General features: G+C 70.7%; 19 protein-coding genes, 1 tRNA gene and 1 riboswitch. Of the genes, 13 read left to right on the top strand and 7 right to left on the bottom strand.

What is annotated here, in order from left to right:
* The first annotated feature begins 77 nt into the window (after positions 1 to 77).
* From M8I34_RS07755 to rdgB, 3 genes are all read left to right on the top strand, one after another.
* Positions 78 to 221 carry an SCO1431 family membrane protein gene (locus M8I34_RS07755; RefSeq protein ID WP_107050244.1) on the top strand — a complete coding sequence of 48 codons (144 nt, stop codon included), beginning with the start codon at positions 78 to 80 and terminating at the stop codon, positions 219 to 221.
* 298 nt (positions 222 to 519) lie between these two features.
* The gene (locus M8I34_RS07750; protein WP_030986917.1) at positions 520 to 927 is read left to right on the top strand and encodes a hypothetical protein; all 408 of its coding nucleotides are present in this window, start codon (positions 520 to 522) and stop codon (positions 925 to 927) included.
* A 9-nt stretch (positions 928 to 936) separates the two neighbouring features.
* Positions 937 to 1,572 carry an RdgB/HAM1 family non-canonical purine NTP pyrophosphatase gene (rdgB, locus tag M8I34_RS07745; protein ID WP_244414602.1) on the top strand — a complete coding sequence of 212 codons (636 nt, stop codon included), beginning with the start codon at positions 937 to 939 and terminating at the stop codon, positions 1,570 to 1,572.
* 71 nt (positions 1,573 to 1,643) lie between these two features.
* Here rdgB and M8I34_RS07740 read toward each other — a convergent pair.
* From M8I34_RS07740 to M8I34_RS07725, 4 genes are all read right to left on the bottom strand, one after another.
* Positions 1,644 to 1,727 (bottom strand) — tRNA-Leu (locus tag M8I34_RS07740).
* Positions 1,728 to 1,769: 42 nt separating this feature from the next.
* Positions 1,770 to 2,432, bottom strand: coding sequence for an HNH endonuclease (locus tag M8I34_RS07735; protein WP_250048521.1), 663 nt, complete (start codon positions 2,430 to 2,432; stop codon positions 1,770 to 1,772).
* Entirely contained in the window at positions 2,429 to 3,091 is a 663-nt protein-coding gene (locus M8I34_RS07730) for an HNH endonuclease signature motif containing protein (RefSeq protein ID WP_250048520.1), read from the bottom strand. Before M8I34_RS07730 ends, M8I34_RS07735 begins: the two co-directional genes overlap by 4 nt.
* Before the next feature lie 152 nt (positions 3,092 to 3,243).
* Positions 3,244 to 4,782 (bottom strand): MFS transporter, encoded by a 1,539-nt coding sequence (locus M8I34_RS07725; protein ID WP_250048519.1) that lies wholly within the window; start codon positions 4,780 to 4,782, stop codon positions 3,244 to 3,246.
* Positions 4,783 to 5,124: 342 nt separating this feature from the next.
* Here M8I34_RS07725 and M8I34_RS07720 point away from each other — a divergent pair, with 342 nt between their 5' ends.
* Both M8I34_RS07720 and M8I34_RS41225 read left to right on the top strand, forming a co-directional pair.
* On the top strand, positions 5,125 to 5,631 hold the full coding sequence (locus M8I34_RS07720) for a hypothetical protein (protein WP_250048518.1): 507 nt from the start codon (positions 5,125 to 5,127) through the stop codon (positions 5,629 to 5,631).
* Complete coding sequence (locus M8I34_RS41225) at positions 5,631 to 6,902, top strand: HAMP domain-containing sensor histidine kinase (protein WP_284050074.1); 1,272 nt, start codon at positions 5,631 to 5,633, stop codon at positions 6,900 to 6,902. The genes M8I34_RS07720 and M8I34_RS41225 overlap by 1 nt, the downstream gene beginning before the upstream one ends.
* Here the strand turns inward: M8I34_RS41225 and bcp are convergent.
* A complete protein-coding gene (gene bcp / locus M8I34_RS07705) occupies positions 6,883 to 7,350 on the bottom strand; it encodes a thioredoxin-dependent thiol peroxidase (protein WP_250048517.1) in 468 nt (155 codons plus the stop codon). The genes M8I34_RS41225 and bcp overlap by 20 nt on opposite strands.
* Positions 7,351 to 7,574: 224 nt before the next feature.
* Between bcp and M8I34_RS07700 the strand changes: the two genes are divergently transcribed.
* The 3 genes from M8I34_RS07700 (at position 7,575) to M8I34_RS07690 (ending at position 8,864) form a co-directional block, all read left to right on the top strand.
* On the top strand, positions 7,575 to 7,895 hold the full coding sequence (locus M8I34_RS07700; protein ID WP_030986929.1) for a DUF3618 domain-containing protein: 321 nt from the start codon (positions 7,575 to 7,577) through the stop codon (positions 7,893 to 7,895).
* Positions 7,896 to 8,037: 142 nt separating this feature from the next.
* Positions 8,038 to 8,340, top strand: coding sequence for a co-chaperone GroES (locus M8I34_RS07695; RefSeq protein WP_048828920.1), 303 nt, complete (start codon positions 8,038 to 8,040; stop codon positions 8,338 to 8,340).
* A 97-nt stretch (positions 8,341 to 8,437) separates the two neighbouring features.
* Positions 8,438 to 8,510, top strand: a riboswitch (guanidine-III (ykkC-III) riboswitch).
* Positions 8,511 to 8,543: 33 nt separating this feature from the next.
* Positions 8,544 to 8,864 carry a multidrug efflux SMR transporter gene (locus tag M8I34_RS07690; RefSeq protein WP_250048516.1) on the top strand — a complete coding sequence of 107 codons (321 nt, stop codon included), beginning with the start codon at positions 8,544 to 8,546 and terminating at the stop codon, positions 8,862 to 8,864.
* Between the two features lie 146 nt (positions 8,865 to 9,010).
* Here the strand turns inward: M8I34_RS07690 and M8I34_RS07685 are convergent, their stop codons facing one another.
* The gene (locus M8I34_RS07685; RefSeq protein ID WP_308372047.1) at positions 9,011 to 11,218 is read right to left on the bottom strand and encodes a transglycosylase domain-containing protein; all 2,208 of its coding nucleotides are present in this window, start codon (positions 11,216 to 11,218) and stop codon (positions 9,011 to 9,013) included.
* A 287-nt stretch (positions 11,219 to 11,505) separates the two neighbouring features.
* Between M8I34_RS07685 and M8I34_RS07680 the strand changes: the two genes are divergently transcribed.
* The 4 genes from M8I34_RS07680 to M8I34_RS07665 all read left to right on the top strand — a co-directional run bounded on the left by M8I34_RS07680 (position 11,506) and on the right by M8I34_RS07665 (position 14,931).
* Positions 11,506 to 12,303, top strand: coding sequence for an ABC-2 family transporter protein (locus tag M8I34_RS07680; protein WP_250048515.1), 798 nt, complete (start codon positions 11,506 to 11,508; stop codon positions 12,301 to 12,303).
* 79 nt (positions 12,304 to 12,382) lie between these two features.
* Entirely contained in the window at positions 12,383 to 13,147 is a 765-nt protein-coding gene (locus tag M8I34_RS07675; protein WP_250048603.1) for an ABC transporter permease, read from the top strand.
* 59 nt (positions 13,148 to 13,206) lie between these two features.
* Complete coding sequence (locus M8I34_RS07670; protein ID WP_250048514.1) at positions 13,207 to 14,232, top strand: ATP-binding cassette domain-containing protein; 1,026 nt, start codon at positions 13,207 to 13,209, stop codon at positions 14,230 to 14,232.
* Positions 14,233 to 14,241: 9 nt separating this feature from the next.
* The gene (locus tag M8I34_RS07665) at positions 14,242 to 14,931 is read left to right on the top strand and encodes a DUF1707 domain-containing protein (RefSeq protein ID WP_250048513.1); all 690 of its coding nucleotides are present in this window, start codon (positions 14,242 to 14,244) and stop codon (positions 14,929 to 14,931) included.
* 22 nt (positions 14,932 to 14,953) lie between these two features.
* Here M8I34_RS07665 and M8I34_RS07660 read toward each other — a convergent pair whose 3' ends face one another.
* Entirely contained in the window at positions 14,954 to 16,264 is a 1,311-nt protein-coding gene (locus tag M8I34_RS07660; RefSeq protein WP_250048512.1) for an SGNH/GDSL hydrolase family protein, read from the bottom strand.
* A gap of 280 nt (positions 16,265 to 16,544) precedes the next feature.
* Between M8I34_RS07660 and M8I34_RS07655 the strand changes: the two genes are divergently transcribed.
* A complete protein-coding gene (locus M8I34_RS07655; protein ID WP_250048511.1) occupies positions 16,545 to 17,897 on the top strand; it encodes a DUF445 domain-containing protein in 1,353 nt (450 codons plus the stop codon).
* Positions 17,898 to 17,927: the final 30 nt, after the last annotated feature.

The raw sequence follows: 17,927 nt of genomic DNA, 5'->3' as shown, positions 1-17,927 counted from the left end.
AACCTCCCCCTGTGACCCTTTTCTCATGGGACATCCATCTCTGGAAAACCCTCCCCGGCCCGTCGCATGGTGGGGGCATGCCCACGACTGCCGTGACCGCGCCCCGCGTCCGCGCCCGCACCGGCGGGCCGCAGGACGACTCCCGACTCCTCGAACACGTCCTCGGCTGGACCCTCGTCGTCGTCCTCGCCATGCTGCTCACCCAGACCGGGCTCGTCTGACGGCGGGGGCTGGGTGATGGCGGGTCTTGCCTGACGGCGGGTCCTGTCTGGCCGCGGGTCCTGTCTGATCGCGGGAGTGATTCGCGGCGCCCGGTCCTGCTGCTGTCCGGCCCCGGCTGCCCGGCTCTTGTTGCGGACCGCTGCCGTCCGGCCCCGCCGTCCGGCCCTGCCGTCCGGTCCTGCCGTTTGGCCCTGTTGTCCGGTCCTCGCCCCTTGTCGCGGCATCGGGGCAACCAAAACACCCCCGCCCGGCGTTTCTTCCTTTGCCCGAGCATGACCCAAGGGAAGGAAACGCACCATGGCCCCGCGTACGCGCCGGCACCGTCGCCCCGCCACCACCGCACTCGCCGCATTAGCAGCCGCCACCCTCGCGATACCGCTGCTCTCCGCGTGCGGAGCGGTCGAGAAGGCCATGGACTGCGCCAAGACCGCCACCTCCGTCGTCAACGCCGTCGACAAGCTCCAGCAGGCCGCGGACAACTCCCTCACCGATCCGCAGAAGGCCGAGCAGGCCCTCGACAACATCGACACCAACCTGAAGAAGCTCAGCAAGGACGCGCACGACCCGGAGCTTTCCAAGGCCATCGACAAGACGAACAACGGCATCAAGGCCGCCCGCAAGGACCTCGACAACAACAAGGCCCCCGACATTCAGCCGATCGTCGACGGGACCAGTGCCATGACCAAGATCTGCACACCGGGATAATCACTCCCCATGCAGCCTCACACCGGTGGACGTTCCACAGCCCCCCGTCGCCTCATCCTCGCCACCCGTAACGCGGGCAAGGTCATCGAACTCCGGGCCATCCTGGAGGCCGCCGACCTCGACGTCGACCTGGTCGGCGCCGACGCCTATCCCGACATCCCGGACGTCAAGGAAACCGGCGTCACCTTCGCCGAGAACGCGCTCCTCAAGGCCCACGCCCTCGCCGAGGCCACCGGTCACCCCGCCGTCGCCGACGACTCCGGCCTCTGTGTCGACGTCCTCGGCGGCGCCCCGGGGATCTTCTCCGCCCGCTGGGCCGGCAGGCACGGCGACGACCAGGCCAACCTCACCCTGCTCCTCGCCCAGCTCGCCGACATCGCCGACGAACACCGCGCCGCCCACTTCGCCTGCGCCGCGGCCCTCGCCCTCCCCGACGGCACCCAGCGCGTCGTGGAGGGCAGGCTCGAAGGCACCCTCCGCCACACCCCCGCCGGCACCGGCGGCTTCGGCTACGACCCCGTCCTCCAGCCCCTCGGCGACACCCGCACCTGCGCCGAACTGACCCCCGACGAAAAGAACGCCATCAGCCACCGAGGCCAGGCCTTCCGGGCACTGGCACCGGTGGTGCGGGAGTTGCTGGGCTGAGCCGGACCGTACATGAATGGCGAAGGCCCGGCCCCGCGCTTCGGCGGGGCCGGGCCTTCGAATCCGAGGTGTGCGGCCGGAGGGACTCGAACCCTCACGGGTGTTACCCCACTGGCACCTAAAGCCAGCATGACTGCCAATTCCATCACGGCCGCTTGCCACGGCCATGATACTTGTTGGTCGACGCAGCGGGAGGTCTACCGCCGGTGTCGGCCACCGCGACACCAAGTGTCGGTCACCGCATGGCAGTTGGGGCAGAGAAGCCGCAAATTCTCGGGGCGGTCGTCTCGCCAGTCGCCGTTGATGTGGTCGATCTCCAGAGTCATGGGCTTGCCATGCCAGGCGGGGCCTGTCCCGCACTCGGCACATCGCTCCGGCATGCCGACCTGCCGCAGGGCTCGCCGTAGCATCACGGTTCTTGTCCGGCGCTTCCCGCAGTGCTTCACGAGTATCTGCTCAGGACCCTTGACCGGCGTGGTCCCCGGCTTCCCGCGCATATGTGCCTGCCCCAGGAACTGACCCGTGTCGATGCCGTAGTCGGATACCCACTGGTGGAACAGCGCGCGAGTGTGAGAGTTGTCGGGCCTCTCCAGATGCCGCAGGGCAGCAGCGATGGAGGGCGAGGCGCTGACGGCTTCCTGAAGGGCGTCCCTGCTGGGGCGGCGGAGATGAGCGGCGCGCCGTGTGACGGGCTTGAAGTGCGATACATCGATTCCGAAGTGCGCGAAGCGCCTGAACAGATGCCGCCGCAGCTGATGGTAGGAGCGGCCGCCGCAGAACGCGATGACTTCGTCGATGTTCGTGCAACGCCCCGCGGCTTCGGTCAACAATTCCCGGGTGTAGCGCATGCTGTCACTCATTGCGCCGTTCCGGTGCCGCGGGCGCGGATGCCCTTGTTGCGTCCCCGGTAAGTATCCGTGGCCAAGTGGCAATTGGGGCACAGGAACCGCAGGTTCTCCCGACAGTTGTTACGCCAGTTTCCGTCGATGTGATCGACTTCCAGCGGCAGCGGACGGTTGCGCCAGACGGGCCCGGTACGGCAGACGGCGCACCGCTCGTCCGCCCCGAGCGCGAGCATCGCGGCCTTGAGCCGGTTGCTCGGCATGCGTCGTCCCGGGTTTTCTGCGTGCACAAGGAGCTCCTCGGGGCTGCGCCGCCGACGAGCCTTGGTCTTTCTCCGGCCGACCGGCGAAAAGTGCGAAGTGTCGATCCCCAGGTCCTGGATGCGTCGGCTGATGTGGGTGTGCTGGCCGCCTACGGGGTCGAGACCGAGCCGTCGTAAGACCTCGCACACATTCGTCGACAGCGCCACCGCCTCCTCGAGGAGCTCCTTGGTCCAGCGCGTCCCTTCCCGCTCAAAGTGTGAAGTCGCTACGCCCATTGACCTCATTCGGTCATGGAGGTATCGCCGCGACGCCCCCTTCGGATCCACTCCGAGCTTGATCAACGCCTCCGAGAGCGTCCGCGAAGACGAAGCCGCCTCCGCGAGCCGTTCCCGGGTGTACGGACTGACCGGCATGATTCCCCCGTCCCGCGCACCAGGCCCACCCCCGCGCGCCCCTCGAACAGAACAACGATCGAACGTGGGGGCGGTTACGGCGGGTGGCGGGAAAGGAGGAAGGGGCCTCGGGGGGGATTCCCCGAGGCCCCTTGTGTGCTGTGCCAGGTGGGTCAGAAGCGCGGTTCCGGTGTCTGGGACTCGATGAGTTCGACGGCTTCTTCCTTGGTGGCCACCGAGGGCGGGGAGCCTTCGAGGGGCTGTTGGGCGGTTTCCTTCATGCAGGCCACGGCGATGACGCCGACGAGGGCGGCGCCCATCGTGTAGTAGGCGGGGACCATGACGTTGCCGTGGAAGGCGTCCATGAGGGCGGTGATCACCAGGGGGGTGGTGCCGCCGAAGAGGGAGACCGCCAGGTTGTAGCCGATGGAGAGCGAGCCGTAGCGGACGCTGGTGGGGAAGAGGGCGGGCAGGGCGGCGGACATGGTGCCCAGGAGGCAGACCAGGGAGAGTCCGAGCAGCGCCATACCGCCGCAGACGGCGGGGATGCTGCCCTGCTTGACCAGCAGGAACGCCGGGATCGCGAAGATGAAGAAGCCGAGCATGCCGGCCATCAGGAGGGGCTTGCGGCCGTAGCGGTCGTTCAGTTTGCCGACGGTGCTGATGACGCACATCAGGGCGATCATCGTGCCGAGGAGGATCAGCAGACCGTGGGACTCCTCGTAGTGGAGGGTGTCCGTCAGGTACGTCGGCATGTACGACAGCAGCATGTAGTCGGTGATGTTGTACGCGCCGACCAGGGCGATGCAGAGGATCAGGGTGGGCCACTGCTGGGTGAAGATCTCGCCGATCTTCTTCTTGGGGGCGTTCTCGGAGAGGTGCGAGAACTCGGCCTCGGCCTCGACGACGGAGCCGGTGGCGCTGTGGGTGTGGGAGGCCTCGAACTTCTGGAAGGCCGGGGTCTCGTCGAGCTTGACCCGGAGGTAGAGACCCACCAGGCCGAGCGGGCCGGCGATCAGGAACGGGAGGCGCCAGCCCCAGTGGAGCATGGCGTCGTCGCCGAGGGTGGTGTTGAGCAGCAGCACGATGCCGGCGGCGCCGGTGTAGCCGATGAGGGTGCCCATCTCCAGGAAGCTGCCGAAGTAGCCGCGCTTCTTGTCGGGGGCGTATTCGGCGATGAAGGTGGAGGCACCGCCGTACTCGCCGCCGGTGGAGAAGCCCTGGACGAGGCGGAAGAGGATGAGCAGGACGGGCGACCAGAAGCCGATGGTGTCGTAGGACGGGATCAGGCCGATGCAGAAGGTGCCCAGCGCCATCATGATCATGGTGAGGGCGAGGACCTTCTTGCGGCCGACGCGGTCGCCGAGCGGGCCGAAGTAGGCGCCGCCGATGGGGCGTACGAGGAAGGCCACGGCGAACGTCGCGAAGGACGACAGCAGGCTGGCGGTGTCGCTGCCGCCGGGGAAGAAGACCTTGCCGATGGTGACCGCGAGATAGCTGTAGATCCCGAAGTCGAACCATTCCATGGCGTTACCGAGCGCGGCGGCCTTCACGGCGCGCTTGACGGTGGGTTCGTCGGTGACGGTGATGTCGGTGCGCCGCAGTTTGGGGTTCTTGCGCCGGGCGACGGCACGGAAGAGCACCCGGTGGCGTTTGAGCGCTTCCCGGTCCGGCTCGGGAACGGGTTCTGCTTCGGTGCTGCCGGTCGGCACGAGGCGGTCCTCTCGGTCGGTCACCGCGCGGTGCGCGGTGGGGATACGACAGGTGCGCCTGCGCAGCGGAGCGCCACTCCAAACCACTCTGGTCGGACGAAGCGATATTCGTCACGCGCGGCTGGTCCTCCCGGGGGTACCGGGAAGGGCTCTGAGCAGGGGTGGAGCGGGGAAGCGCCAGAGGTGCGACAGGGCTTGTTACAGGACTGGTACACAGCCGAGCGGTCACCGCAGCGTTGGGGCAATCAGCCTGTGTCCGGGGCACGGGAGAGTGGGGCGCCGGGTGCGGCATTCGTGTTGCGGGGTGGGGGTACGGGGCGTGGTCCCCGGGAGGAGATCGTGATGACGGACCGCGAAGGGTCCCGCTGGATCCGGGGGCGTACCGCGCTGGTGGCCTTTGCCGTGGTGACGGCGCTGACGGCCGGCGGGGTGTGGTTCGGCCAGGCGTCGGACCGTGCGTCGGCGGTGGGTGCCGCGCCGAAGACGGCCGCGGCGCAGGACGTGAAGGAGGACGGCAAGTCGTCGGGGGGCCTGCCGGGTGTCCGGGACTGCGGGGTCGGCGCGCCGGAGGCGAAACCTCATGTGATCACGCTGACCTGCAAGGATGTCGGAATGGTGGCGACCGGGATCGCGTGGAAGTACTACGGTTCGCGCGAGGCGCTGGGGGCCGGTGTGGTGCAGGTGGAGAAGGTCGGTGCGGGCGTGGGCAGGGACGGTGGTTTCCCGGCGACCTTCCGGCTCTTCGGGCCGAAGCCGGTCGACGGCGGGCAGGTGTTCACCGGCCTCGAGGTGACCTACGAGGGCTCGACGCCGCTCGGTGACACGACGGAGATGTACACCCTCGCGTGATGGGCATTCGAGGCCGGATCGCCCTGGCCATTTCGTGTATGACGGCGCTGGCCGTGGTGGTGCTCGGGTTCGCGGTGCAGCACATAGCGGAGGTCGAGCGCGAGCGGTCGGCGCGGGCGTATCAGGACGACCGGCTGAGTTCGGCGCTACAGATCTATGAGCGGGACGGCACGCGGGCGCTGGGCGCGCAGCTGGACGATGCGACGCTGCCGTCGCCGTTGCGCGACGCGGTGTTCAGGAAGCAGTCGGGGACGTACATCAGCGGTGGTGAGGATCCGCGGGTGTGGGCGGCGACCGGGGTCGGCGAGGGCGGTGAGGGGGCTTCGATGCGGACGCTGTCGGTGTCGGCGCCGTATCCGGACGACGATCCGACGCAGCTGGCGCTGAACCGGGCGCTGCTGATCGCGGGGTGCGGCACGGTCACGCTGATGGCGGTGGTGTCGTGGTTCGTGTCGCAGCGGCTGTCGCGGCGGCTGCGGATGAGTGCGGCGGCGGCGCGGCGGATCGCGGCGGGGGAGGCGCCCGACGCGGATGCGCTGGCGAGTCACGGCCGCGACGAGGTGGCCGAGTTGGGCCGCAGTGTGCATCACATGGCGACGTCGCTGGCGGCCCAGGCGCAGGCGGAGCGGGAGTTCACCGCGGATGTGGCGCATGAGCTGCGGACGCCGGTGGCCGGTCTGGTGGCCGCCGCGGAGCTGTTGCCGCAGCCGCGGGCGGTGGAGATGGTGCAGGACCGGGCGCAGGCGATGCGGCGGCTGGTGGAGGACCTGTTGGAGGTCTCGCGGCTGGACGCGGGGGTGGAGCGGGCGGATGTGGACGCCTGTGAGCTGCCGTCGCTGGTGCGCGGGATCGTGAAGCGGGCGGCGCGGCAGCGCGGGGTGGACGAGGTGTCGGTGACTGTGGAGGGGGAGCCGCGGATCGTGGAGACGGACCGGCGGCGGGTGGAGCGGGTGCTGGTGAATCTCCTGGCCAACGCGGCCAAGCACGGCAAGCCGCCGATCGAGGTGGTGGTGGCCGGGTCGCGGATCGTGGTGCGCGATCACGGCCCGGGCTATCCGGCGGAGCTGTGTGCGGAGGGGCCGCGGCGGTTCCGTACGGCGGCGCCGGAGCGGGGGACCGGGCACGGTCTGGGGCTGACGATCGCGGCCGGGCAGGCGGATGTGCTGGGGGCGCGGCTGGACTTCGGCGCCGCCGCGGAGGGCGGCGCCGAGGCCGTGCTGGAGCTGCCGGACCGGGTGGGGACGGCGTGTCCTACAGCCCCAGGTCCTTGATGATCTTGGCGACATGGCCGGTGGCCTTGACGTTGTAGAGGGCGCGCTCGACCTTGCCGTCCTCGTCGAGGATGACGGTGGAGCGGATGACGCCGGTGACGGTCTTGCCGTAGAGCTTCTTCTCGCCGAAGGCGCCGTAGGCCTCCAGGACCTCCTTGTCGGGGTCGCCGAGCAGGGTGACCTTGAGCTCTTCCTTCTCGCGGAACTTGGCGAGCTTCTCCGGCTTGTCGGGGGAGATGCCGATGACGTCGTAGCCGTGGCCGGCGAGGAAGTCGAGGTTGTCGGTGAAGTCGCAGGCCTGCTTGGTGCAGCCGGGGGTCAGGGCGGCCGGGTAGAAGTACACGATGACCTTGCGGCCCTTGTGGTCGGCGAGCGAGACCTGCTTGCCGTCCGCGTCGGGCAGGGTGAAGGCCGGGGCGGTGTCGCCGGGCTGTAGTCGCTCGCTCATGGCTCTCCTTAGCGTGGATCCGTACGCCCCGACACTAGCCAGCCGGGGCGCGGAACGGTGCCGGGGGCGTCTCGGGGGTGCGAAACGGGGGTGCTGTGGGGCGCAGGGGGGCATGAGCTGACAGACTGTCCATCACGAATCGGCAGTCAGCCAGGTGGCCGGTTCCGTACGGGGCTCGTGCCCGGCCCTCGTACGCATCGGCGCGAGACGACGGAGGCAGCGCGGTGGCGGAAGCCAGGACCCCGACGCAGATCGAGGCGGATATCGTCCGCAGGCGGCAGGAGCTCGCCGTCACGCTCGACGAGATCGGTGTGCGGCTGCACCCGAAGACGATCATGGACGATGCCAAGGCGAGGGCGTCGGCCGCCGTGGACCGTACGGCGGGGCGGGCGTATGTGGCCGCCAACCGTGCGCTCACGGATGTGCGGGCCCAGTTGGTATCGGAGGACGGGGCGCCGCGACTGGAGCGGATTATTCCGGTGGCGATGGTCGGTGTGGCCGTGGTCGGCCTGCTGACGCTGCGTGCCTCCAAGCGGCGCTGCTGAGGGTTGTTCCGCGGCGTGCGCCTGACGGATCACGCCCGGCCCCGGGGCGGCCCGTGGTGCGTGCCGGGCGTCGCCGGGCAGGTACGGTCATGCCGTGAGCCCGAATAACACCAAGGACACCCACGACAAGCTGCCGATCCGGATGCTGCACGACCGTGTGCTGGTCCGGACGGACATCCCCGAGGGCGAGCGCCGCTCGTCGGGGGGCATCGTCATTCCCGCGACCGCGGCGGTCGGCCGCCGGCTGGCCTGGGCCGAGGTGGTCGCGGTCGGGCAGAACGTGCGGACCGTGGAGGTCGGGGACCGGGTGCTGTACGACCCGGAGGACCGGGCCGAGGTCGAGGTGCGCGGGGTGGCGTATGTGCTGATGCGCGAGCGCGATCTGCATGCGGTGGCCGCGGAGCGGCTGGAGGGCGCGGAGGACGCGACCGGGCTGTATCTGTAGCCCCCGGGACCTGTAGCCCCGGGACTGTAGCCCCGGGACTGTAGCCCCCATAACCTGTAGCCCCCGGAACGGGCGGTGACCGCGGTCACCGCCCGTTCCGCTGCCCTTTGCTAGCCTCGGGACGCACCCGACGAGACGCGCCGTACCGGGTCAGGACAAGACGACGCACCCCTGTTGAAGCTCTTTTCGCGGAGGTGCCCGTCATGGCATGGATCCTGCTCATGGTCGCCGGCCTGCTGGAGGTCGGCTGGTCGGTCGGAATGAAGTTCACCGACGGTTTCACCCGGCTGTGGCCCAGCGTGTTCACCGGCGCGGGCATCGTCGTCAGCATGCTGCTGCTCTCGTACGCGGCCCGGACCCTGCCGATAGGGACGGCCTACGGCGTGTGGGTCGGCATCGGCGCGGCCGGGGCGGCGGTGGTCGGCATGCTGGTGCTCGGCGAGCCGGCGACGGCGGCCCGGATCTTCTTCATCTGCCTGTTGCTCGTGGCGGTCGTCGGCCTCAAGGCGACGTCCGGGCACTGACGGTACGTCCGCGCACCCCTGGCGGCCGCCACCCGTCCGGCACTTCCCGCGTCCCCTGTCCGGCGCTCCCCGCGTCCCCCGTACGGCGGCTCCCCGCGTCCCCGTACGGCGTCCCCGTACGGGCGCGCGCCCTGCCCCCGGCCGCCCTACCCGTCGCCCCACCTCCACCGCATCCGCTGCTCCAGGTCGTCGCCGCTCTGGGGCGCCACCGTCGGGAAGTCGTTGGTGGGCTCGGTGGTCGGTGCGGGCTCGGTGGCGGGGGTGGGGGTGGGCGGTTCGGCGGTCGGAGGGGTCGTCGGGGCGCCGGTGGGCGGCGTGGGGAGGGGGGTGGATCCGGTCGGGCCGGTGGACGGCGCGCCCGACTCGCCGGGCGAGGCCGAGTCGCTGCCGGACGGCGAGGGCGACACCGGCTCCGAGCCCTCCGCCAGTTGCAGGTCGAAGCCGCGGACCGGGCGCCCGTTCAGCGCGGCCGCGGTGTAGTCGGCCCAGATCTGGGCGGGGTAGTCGCCGCCGTTGACCCGGGAGAGGCCCCCCGCGCCGTACAGGGGCTCCTGCGCGGCGCTCTTCGGGTTCTGGCCCAGCACCGCGACGACCGTGGCGAGATCGGGGGTGTAGCCCGCGAACCACGCGGCCTTGTCCTCCTCGGCGGTGCCGGTCTTGCCGGCCGCGGGCCGCCCGGCGCCCTGCGCGGCGGTGCCGGTGCCGCCGTCGACGACGCTGCGCAGGATCGAGGTGGTGGTGTCGGCGGCCGCGCGCGGGATCGCGGTGGTCTCCTCGCGCTCGGGGAGTTCGAGGTCCTCCTCGCTCTTGGTGACCTTGTCGACGAGGGAGTACGGCCGGTGGGTGCCGTGGTGGGCGAGGGTGGCGTAGACCTGGGTCATGTCCAGGACGCTGGGGGTGGCGGTGCCCAGCGAGATCGCGCCCTCGGACGAGGCGAGGCTGGGGGTGTCGGCGGGAATGCCCAGGTCGACGGCGGTGGCCTTGACCTTGGCGGGACCGACGTCGATGCCCATCTGGGCGTAGACGGCGTTGACGGATTTGTCGGTGGCCTCGGAGACGGTGATCGGGCCGTAGGAGCGGTCGTCCTCGTTGGCGGGCGCGAAACCGGTGCGGGAGCCGTGACTGACCGTCATCCGCTTGTTGGTGCCGTCGTAGACGGTGTTGGGGGTGATCCGCTCGCCGTCCTGGGTGGTGGAGTTGTTCTGCACGGCGGAGGCGAAGACGAGCGGCTTGAAGGTGGAGCCCACCTGGTAGTCGCGGCGGGTGGCGCCGTTGACGAACTGCTGGGCGTAGTCGATGCCGCCGTAGAGGGCGACGACCCGGCCGCTCGCGGGGTCGATGGAGGCGCCGCCGGCCCGGACGTAGCCGTCGACCTTCCGGGAGTCGTCGAGGCGGTCCATCACCCGGGTGTTGACCGCTTTGACGAAGGCGTTCTGGCGCTTCTTGCTGATGGTGGTGGTGATGCGGTAGCCGCCGGCCCGCAGGGTGTCCTCGTCGAGGATGTCGTTGTCGGTGAGGTAGTCCTTGACCGCCTCGACGAGGTAGCCGCGCTGGCCGGACAGCCCCGCGGAGGGCTTGGCGGGCTGCGGCATGGGGAACTCCAGCGCGGCCCGGTCGGCCCTGCTGAGCCACTTCTGCGACACCATGCCGTCCAGGACGTAGTGCCAGCGCGCCAGTACCCGTGCGCGGTTCCCGGGGTGGGCGCTGATGTCGTAGGCGCTGGGGGCGTTGAGGAGGGTGGCGAGATAGGCGCCCTGGGCGAGGGTCAGCTGCTCGGCGTTGCGGCCGTAGTAGGACTGGGCGGCGGCCTGGATGCCGTAGGCGTTGCGGCCGTAGTAGCTGGAGTTGAGGTAGCCCTCCAGGATGTTGTCCTTGCTCACCTCGCGGTCCAGCTTGATGGCGATGAAGAATTCCTTGGCCTTGCGGGTGACGGTCTGTTCCTGGCCCAGGTAGTAGTTCTTCACGTACTGCTGGGTGATGGTGGAGCCGGACTGTTTGCCCTTGCCGGTCACGGTGTTCCAGGCGGCGCGCAGCATCGCGGCGGGATCGACCGCGGACTCGGAGTAGAAGTCCCGGTCCTCGGCGGCGAGTACGGCCTGCTGGACGGACTTCGGGACCTGGCTGAGTTTGACGTTCTGCCGGTTGACCTCGCCGTCGCGGGCCAGCTCGGAGCCGTCGGAGTAGAGGTAGACGGTGCTCTGGGCCTTGGCGGCGCTGTTGGCCGCGGGGATGCCGACGAGCAGATAGCCGGCGACCAGCCCGCCGACGATGAGCAGCAGGAACAGCAGCACGGTGCCCAGCACCATGCGCCAGGTGGGGAGGACACGGCGCCAGCCTGTGCGTTGTCCGCTCATGTCGGTAAGGACTCCTCGGCCGCCGCCGAAGGTTGTACTGCGGCGGTCGTGTCGTGTCGGGGGTTTCGCGCGGTACGCCGCCAGAGCAACTGCCGCCCGTTGGGAAACTCTCGCATCATGTGCCCCGGTCGGGCGGGTTGGCACACACCGAAGTCCGTAGGCCGACCGGCTGAACGGCCGTCACGGCTCACCCGAAGCGGTGATAATTCGATGGTGCCCGCCGCGCCCGCGACATTAGGCTCCGGTGTTTTGTCCGTCCGACGACAACGGGGCTGGGGGAACGGGTCGTGTGGTACGTCGCGGTGGCGGCCGGCAGCTTCCGGCGGTACGCCACCTATCGGATCGCCACCGTGGCCGGCGTGTTCACCAACACCGTCTTCGGCTTCATCGTCGCCTACACCTATATCGCACTGTGGGACGAGCGGCCGCATCTGGGCGGCTACGACCAGGCGCAGGCACTGGCCTTCGTGTGGACGGCGCAGGCGCTGCTGGCCACCGCGGCGCTGATGGGCGGCGGCGGCCTGGACGAGCTCCAGGAGCGGATCCGCACCGGCGACATCGCGGTGGACCTCTACCGGCCCGCCGATCTCCAGCTGTGGTGGCTGGCCGCGGATCTGGGGCGGGCCGGGCTCCAGCTGATCGGGCGCGGGGTGGTGCCGATGGCGGTGGGCGCCCTGGCCTTTCCGCTCGCGCTGCCCGGTGATCCGCTGACCTGGGGCTGCTTTCTGCTGTCGGTGCTGTTCGGGGTGCTGGTCAGTTTCGCGCTGCGCTATCTCGTCGCGCTGGCCTCGTTCTGGCTCCTCGACGGTGCGGGGCTGGCCCTGATCAGCGGCCTGGCCTGCATGTTCTTCTCGGGGATGGTGCTGCCGCTGCGGGTCTTCCCCGGCGCCCTGGGCGAGGTGGCCCAGGTGCTGCCGTGGGCGGCGGTCCTCCAGGTGCCGGCCGATGTGCTGGTGGGCGCGCGCAGCGGGGGCGCCCTGTGGCGGGGCCTGGTGTTCCAGGCCGCGTGGGCCGTGGCGCTGCTGGCGCTGGGGCGGCTGGTGCAGTCGGCGGCGACCCGCAAGGTGGTGGTGCACGGTGGCTAGCGACGGGCCGGGGGAGTGGGCCGGTGACGGGAGGGGGCGGGTCGTCCAGGGGCTCTTCGCGTACGGGCTGATCGTACGGATGTGGGTGCGCTCGGCCCTCGCCTACCGGACCTCGTTCGTGATGATGGCGGTCGGCAACTTCGCAGCCAACGGACTGGACTTCGTCGCGATCATGCTGATGTTCTCGCGGATCGATGCCCTCGGCGGGTTCTCGCTGCCCGAAGTGGCCTTTCTGTACGGGACGTCCGGTGTCTCGCTGGGGCTGGCGGATCTGCTGCTGGGCAGCGTCGAGGGGCTGGGCCGGCGGGTGCGGGACGGCACCCTCGACACCCTGCTGCTGCGCCCCGTACCGGTCTTCGCGCAGATCGCGGCGGACCGCTTCGCGCTGCGCAGGCTGGGCCGGATCACCCAGGCGCTGCTGGTGCTCGGCTGGTCGCTGCCCCTTCTCCAGGTGGAGTGGACGGTGGGCCGGGTGCTGATGGTGCCGCTGATGGCGGTGTGCGGAGCGGCCATTTTCGCGGCGGTCTTCACGGCGGGCGCCGCCTTCCAGTTCTGGGCGCAGGACGCGGCCGAGGTGCAGAACTCCTTCACCTACGGGGGCAACGCGATGCTCCAGTACCCGCCGACGGTGTTCGCCAGGGAACTGGTGCGGGGGGTCACCTTCCTCGTCCCGCTGGCCTTCGTGAACTGGCTGCCCGCGCTGTGGCTGCTGGGCCGGCCCGATCCGCTGGGGCTGCCGGGCTGGGTGGACTTCATGGGGCCGGTGGTGGCGGCGCTGATGTGTGCGGGGGCGGGGCTGGCGTGGCGGCTGGGACTCAGGGCGTACCGCAGCACCGGCAGCTGACGGGACGTCAAGCCAGGGCGTACGAACACACACGAACGGGACGACGGAGGAGGCACGTGGTGGGCGATACCGCCGGGGCACCGCAGCTGATCGAGGTGGACGGCGTCGAGAAGGTCTTCTCGGTGCGGCGCAAGGCGGGCCGGCTGCGGCGGGTGCGGCAGGAGGTCCGGGCGGTGGACGGCATCTCCTTCCGGGTGCCGCGCGGTGAGATGGTCGGCTACATCGGCCCGAACGGCGCCGGGAAGTCCACCACCATCAAGATGCTGACGGGCATTCTGGTGCCCAGCGGCGGCCGGCTGCGGATCGCCGGTATCGACCCGGCGCGCGAACGCACCCGCCTCGCCCGCCGGATCGGGGTGGTCTTCGGGCAGCGCACCACCCTGTGGTGGGACCTGCCGCTGAAGGACTCCTACGAGCTGGTGCGGCGGATGTACCGGGTACCGGACGCCGTCTACCGCGCCAACCTGGAGCGCTGTGTCGAGCTGCTGGACCTGGGCCCGCTGCTGGCCGTGCCGGTGCGGCAGCTGTCGCTGGGGCAGCGGATGCGCGGCGATATCGCGGCGGCGCTGCTGCACGACCCCGAGGTGCTGTATCTGGACGAGCCGACCATCGGCCTCGACGTGATCAGCAAGGCGAAGGTGCGTGGGTTCCTGCGCGAGGTGAACGCCGAGCGGGGCACCACGGTCCTGCTGACGACCCACGACCTCACCGACATCGAGCAGTTGTGCCGCCGGGTGATGGTCATCGACCACGGCCGGCTGGTCTACGACGGCGGGCTCGACGGGCTGCGGGCGGCCGGTGACGGGGAGCGCACGCTCGTGGTGGACCTGGAGCGGGAACTGCCGCCGATCGAGGGCGTACCGGGCGCCCGTACGGTCAAGGTGGACGGGCCCCGGCAGTGGCTGGCGTTCCCGGCGTCGCAGAGCGCGGCGCCGCTGGTCGCGGCGGTCGCCGCGCGCTATCCGCTGGTGGATCTGTCGGTGCGGGAGCCGGAGATCGAGACCTTGATCGCCGAGCTGTACGCGGGCGGCGGGATGCGGGCGGATGCCGGGCGGAGCGGGAGCAACGGGGGCTCGGCGCTCTAATGTGTCCGTATGACTGAAGACCTCCCTGAATTGCGCGCCTCCGACGCCGACCGTGAGCGGGTCGCCGAGATCCTGCGGGACGCCGTCGCGGAAGGGCGGCTGGCGATGGAGGAGTTCGACGAGCGGCTCGACGCGGCGTACAAGGCCCGCACCTACGGGGAGTTGGAGCCGCTCACCGCCGATCTGCCGGCGGCCGCTGCGGCCGCGGCCGGCCCGGCGCCGCTGTCGCTGCGCAAGGAGAGCGGGGCGCCGACGCCGTGGTCGGAGCGGATCGTCAGCGGCACGGAAGGCTCCGCGGTCGGTATCGCCCTCCTGGGCGGCTTCCAGCGCAAGGGGCGGTGGACGATCGGGCGCCGGTTCACGGCCGCCTGCCTCATGGGCGGCGGGGAGATCGATCTGCGCGAGGCGGACTTCGCCGGGCCCGAAGTCGTCATCACCTGCTGGGCGGTCATGGGCGGGGTGAACATCGTGGTGCCGCCGGGCGTCGAGGTCGATGTGCGCGGCCTGGGCATCATGGGCGGCTTCGACGCGGGCGAGGACGGGGTGCCGGGCGATCCGGGCGCGCCCCGGGTGATCGTCAAGGGGCTGGCGCTGATGGGCGGCGTCGGCGTCGAACGCAAGCTGCTCAGGGCCGAGAGGCGCCGTCTGAAGGAGGAGCGGCGCCGCCTGGCGGACAACCCCCGCAAGGAGTTGGACTGAGGCGGCATCTGCTCCGTTCGTGCTACAGCGAGGCGGGCGCGCCCAGCTTGAGGTGGGCGAGGTTCACCGCGTGGGCCATCGCCCGGAAGCCCTCGTCGCTCGGGTGGAGATGGTCACCGGAGTCGTAGGAGGGCCGCAGCCGCACCGGTGCCGACGGGTCGCGCAGCGCCTTGTCGAAGTCCACGACCTCGTCGTAGACGGCGCCGGAGCGGATGATGCGGTTGACCTGTTCGCGCACCGAATTCAGCAGGTTGGAGTAACCGCGGTGCCCCCCGAACGGCGTAAGGGTGCTGCCGGTGACGCGCAGACCGCGTGCGTGCGCCTCCCGGACGACCTGCCGCATGCCCTCGGCGATCTTCTGCGGGTCGAGCTGGCGCGGCGTCTTGAACAGGTCGTTCAGCCCGATCTCGACGATCACCGCCTTCACCCCGGTACGTGACAGCGCGTCGCGTTCCAGGCGGGAGAGCACGCTGGGCCCGTTGTTCGGGGAGAACTTGGAGCCGTTGACCAGCAGACGGTTGCCGCTGATGCCCTGGTTGAGGACGCCGTAGCGGGGCGCGCCGGGCTCGGTGCGCAGCCGCGCCGCGAGGAAGTCCGTCCAGCGGTGGTTGGCGCCGGCGGTGGAGGTGATGCCGTCGGTGATCGAGTCGCCGATCGCGACGACCGAGCCCCGGGCCTGGGTGCTCCACACGTCCACACCGGTCAGATAGCGCCAGTACGGGCTCTGCTCGGTGTAGGCCGCGCCGGTGGCGTCCTCGGCCCGGTCGCCGCGCGCCAGGTAGGAGGTCTGCCGGGCGTACGGGTGATAGGTGGCGGGCCCCGAGGGGGACGGGGAGTACGTCGTGACCAGCAGGTCCGCGTCGCCCGGCACCTTCAGCCGGGTCGGGTCGCTGGTGACCGCGCCGCCCGCCGGGATGGTCACCGCGGGCTTGCTGCCGAAGGACAGCCGCCGCATGGTGCCGCTCGCGGCCGTGGGGTTGCTGGGGGCCGCGGCCAGCGCCAGGGTGGCATGGCTGACCACCAGCGGGCGGGTGCCGTAGAGGTTGGAGAGCTGGATGCGGACACCGGAGCCGCCGACGCTGGTGTGCACGACGTTGCGTATCGACATCCCCGCGTAGCCGTTGAGGGTGCCGGGCTCGGCCGCCGCCGCGGCCGCCGACCAGGTGCCGACCCACTGTCCGGAGACCGCCGGCGCCGCCGGGTCGCGCGGCTTGTGCGAGGAGCTGCCCAGCCCGCCGTCATCGCCGCCGAAGCCGACGAATATCGCGGTCGAGATCAGCACCACCACTGCCGCCAGACCGGCGAGCAGGGAGTAACCCACACTTTTCTTCATGCGGGAGGGGTCTCCTGGGTAAAGCGGAGCGGCACGCTCCGGGCGGGCAAGGGCAGCGGATGATCAGCGGCACCGTTGCGGTCCGATCGGTCCCTCATGATCCCACGGACCTCAGGTGCGCCGCAGGGCGCCCCGTCGATGCCTCCATGGCAGGGACGCGGGGAACTCGTGGTTCGTTCCAGGAGTAGGTCACAGTGGGACTACGGCCGGACCGTCGGCCGGTGTGCGGAGCAGGACGGTCCGGATGGATGGCGGGGGCACGGTGGGAGCGGTGGAGCGGATGGAACGCACAAAAGCGGATACGGCGCCCGGAGCGGAACGGGTGCAGGCGCCGGACGCGGCGTCGGCGGGCCGGCCCGCGGCGGCCGGCGGTTTCCCCTACGGCGCCGCCGACGAGGAGCGCCGGCGCGCCGTACGCCGGATGAAGACACTCGCCACCGGTCTGCTGCTGGCCGTCGCGCTGGTCTACGTCCTGGCGAAATGGGCCGGGGCCTCCGGGGCGGGCGGCTGGACCGGGTTCGTCGCGGCGGCCGCGGAGGCCGGGATGGTCGGTGCGCTGGCCGACTGGTTCGCGGTCACCGCGCTGTTCAAACGGCCGATGGGCCTGCCCATCCCGCACACCGCCATCATCCCTACCAAAAAGGACCAACTGGGTCAGAGTCTGGGTGATTTCGTCGGGGAGAACTTCCTCTCCGGTGAGGTCGTCCGCCACCGGCTGCGCTCCGTCGGCATCGGCCGCCGGGTCGGCGGCTGGCTCGCCGAACCCAAAAACGCCGACCGGGTCACCGCCGAGCTCTCCACCGCGCTGCGCGGCGCGCTGACCGTGCTGCGCGACTCCGATGTGCAGGCGGTGGTCGGCGAGGCGATCACCCGCCGCGCCAACGCCCAGGAGATCGCGCCCGGTATCGGCACGATGCTGGAGAAGATCGTCGCCGAGGGCGGCCACAAGCGGGTGGTGGATCTGGTCATCTCCCGCGCCCACGACTGGCTGGTCATGCACGGCGACTCCGTCATGAGCGCGGTCTCCGGCGGTGCGCCCGGATGGACCCCGCGGTTCGTCGACCGCAAGGTGGGCGACCGGGTCTACAAGGAGCTGATGCGCTTCGTCACCGAGATGCGGGACATGCCCGAGCATCCGGCGCGCGGCGCGATCGACCGTTTCCTGCGGGACTTCGCGGGCGATCTCCAGTCCGACGCGGAGACCCGGGCCAAGGTCGAGCGGCTGAAGTCCGAGGTGCTGGGGCGCGGCGAGGTGCAGGATCTGATCGCCTCGGCCTGGGGCTCGGTGCGCGCGATGATCGTCGCCGCCGCCGAGGACGAGCGCAGCGAACTGCGGCTGCGGGTGCGGGCGGGGCTGCTGTCCCTCGGCCGGCGGCTGGCCGCCGAGGAGCGGCTCCAGGACAAGGTGGACGGCTGGCTGGAGGGCGCGGCCGTCTATGTGGTGACGACCTATCAGAGCGAGATCACGTCCCTGATCACCGACACCGTCGCCGGCTGGGACGCCGAGCACACCTCGAAGAAGATCGAGGCGCACATCGGCCGTGACCTCCAGTTCATCCGCATCAACGGCACCGTCGTCGGCGCACTGGCCGGGCTCGCCATCTACGCCGTCTCGCAGGCCTTCGGCGGCTGACCCCCCGTCCGCCGGCCGGACCGTGCGCCG

It is taken from the genome of Streptomyces sp. MCA2, from assembly GCF_023544705.1.
Lineage (GTDB): Bacteria > Actinomycetota > Actinomycetes > Streptomycetales > Streptomycetaceae > Streptomyces > Streptomyces decoyicus.
This window is presented reverse-complemented; position numbering and strand designations above follow the sequence as displayed.

What these genes read in the sequence shown, in the direction of transcription:
- M8I34_RS07755 (WP_107050244.1), top strand. Translation starts at nt 78, where the DNA reads ATGCCCACGACTGCCGTGACCGCGCCCCGCGTCCGCGCCCGCACCGGC.
- M8I34_RS07685 (WP_308372047.1), bottom strand. Translation starts at nt 11,218, where the DNA reads ATGAGCGGACAACGCACAGGCTGGCGCCGTGTCCTCCCCACCTGGCGC.
- M8I34_RS07735 (WP_250048521.1), bottom strand. Translation starts at nt 2,432, where the DNA reads ATGAGTGACAGCATGCGCTACACCCGGGAATTGTTGACCGAAGCCGCG.
- M8I34_RS07660 (WP_250048512.1), bottom strand. Translation starts at nt 16,264, where the DNA reads ATGAAGAAAAGTGTGGGTTACTCCCTGCTCGCCGGTCTGGCGGCAGTG.
- M8I34_RS07675 (WP_250048603.1), top strand. Translation starts at nt 12,383, where the DNA reads ATGTGGGTGCGCTCGGCCCTCGCCTACCGGACCTCGTTCGTGATGATG.
- M8I34_RS07665 (WP_250048513.1), top strand. Translation starts at nt 14,242, where the DNA reads ATGACTGAAGACCTCCCTGAATTGCGCGCCTCCGACGCCGACCGTGAG.
- M8I34_RS07695 (WP_048828920.1), top strand. Translation starts at nt 8,038, where the DNA reads ATGCTGCACGACCGTGTGCTGGTCCGGACGGACATCCCCGAGGGCGAG.
- M8I34_RS07730 (WP_250048520.1), bottom strand. Translation starts at nt 3,091, where the DNA reads ATGCCGGTCAGTCCGTACACCCGGGAACGGCTCGCGGAGGCGGCTTCG.
- M8I34_RS07690 (WP_250048516.1), top strand. Translation starts at nt 8,544, where the DNA reads ATGGCATGGATCCTGCTCATGGTCGCCGGCCTGCTGGAGGTCGGCTGG.
- M8I34_RS41225 (WP_284050074.1), top strand. Translation starts at nt 5,631, where the DNA reads ATGGGCATTCGAGGCCGGATCGCCCTGGCCATTTCGTGTATGACGGCG.
- M8I34_RS07750 (WP_030986917.1), top strand. Translation starts at nt 520, where the DNA reads ATGGCCCCGCGTACGCGCCGGCACCGTCGCCCCGCCACCACCGCACTC.
- M8I34_RS07720 (WP_250048518.1), top strand. Translation starts at nt 5,125, where the DNA reads ATGACGGACCGCGAAGGGTCCCGCTGGATCCGGGGGCGTACCGCGCTG.
- M8I34_RS07655 (WP_250048511.1), top strand. Translation starts at nt 16,545, where the DNA reads ATGGAACGCACAAAAGCGGATACGGCGCCCGGAGCGGAACGGGTGCAG.
- bcp (WP_250048517.1), bottom strand. Translation starts at nt 7,350, where the DNA reads ATGAGCGAGCGACTACAGCCCGGCGACACCGCCCCGGCCTTCACCCTG.
- rdgB (WP_244414602.1), top strand. Translation starts at nt 937, where the DNA reads ATGCAGCCTCACACCGGTGGACGTTCCACAGCCCCCCGTCGCCTCATC.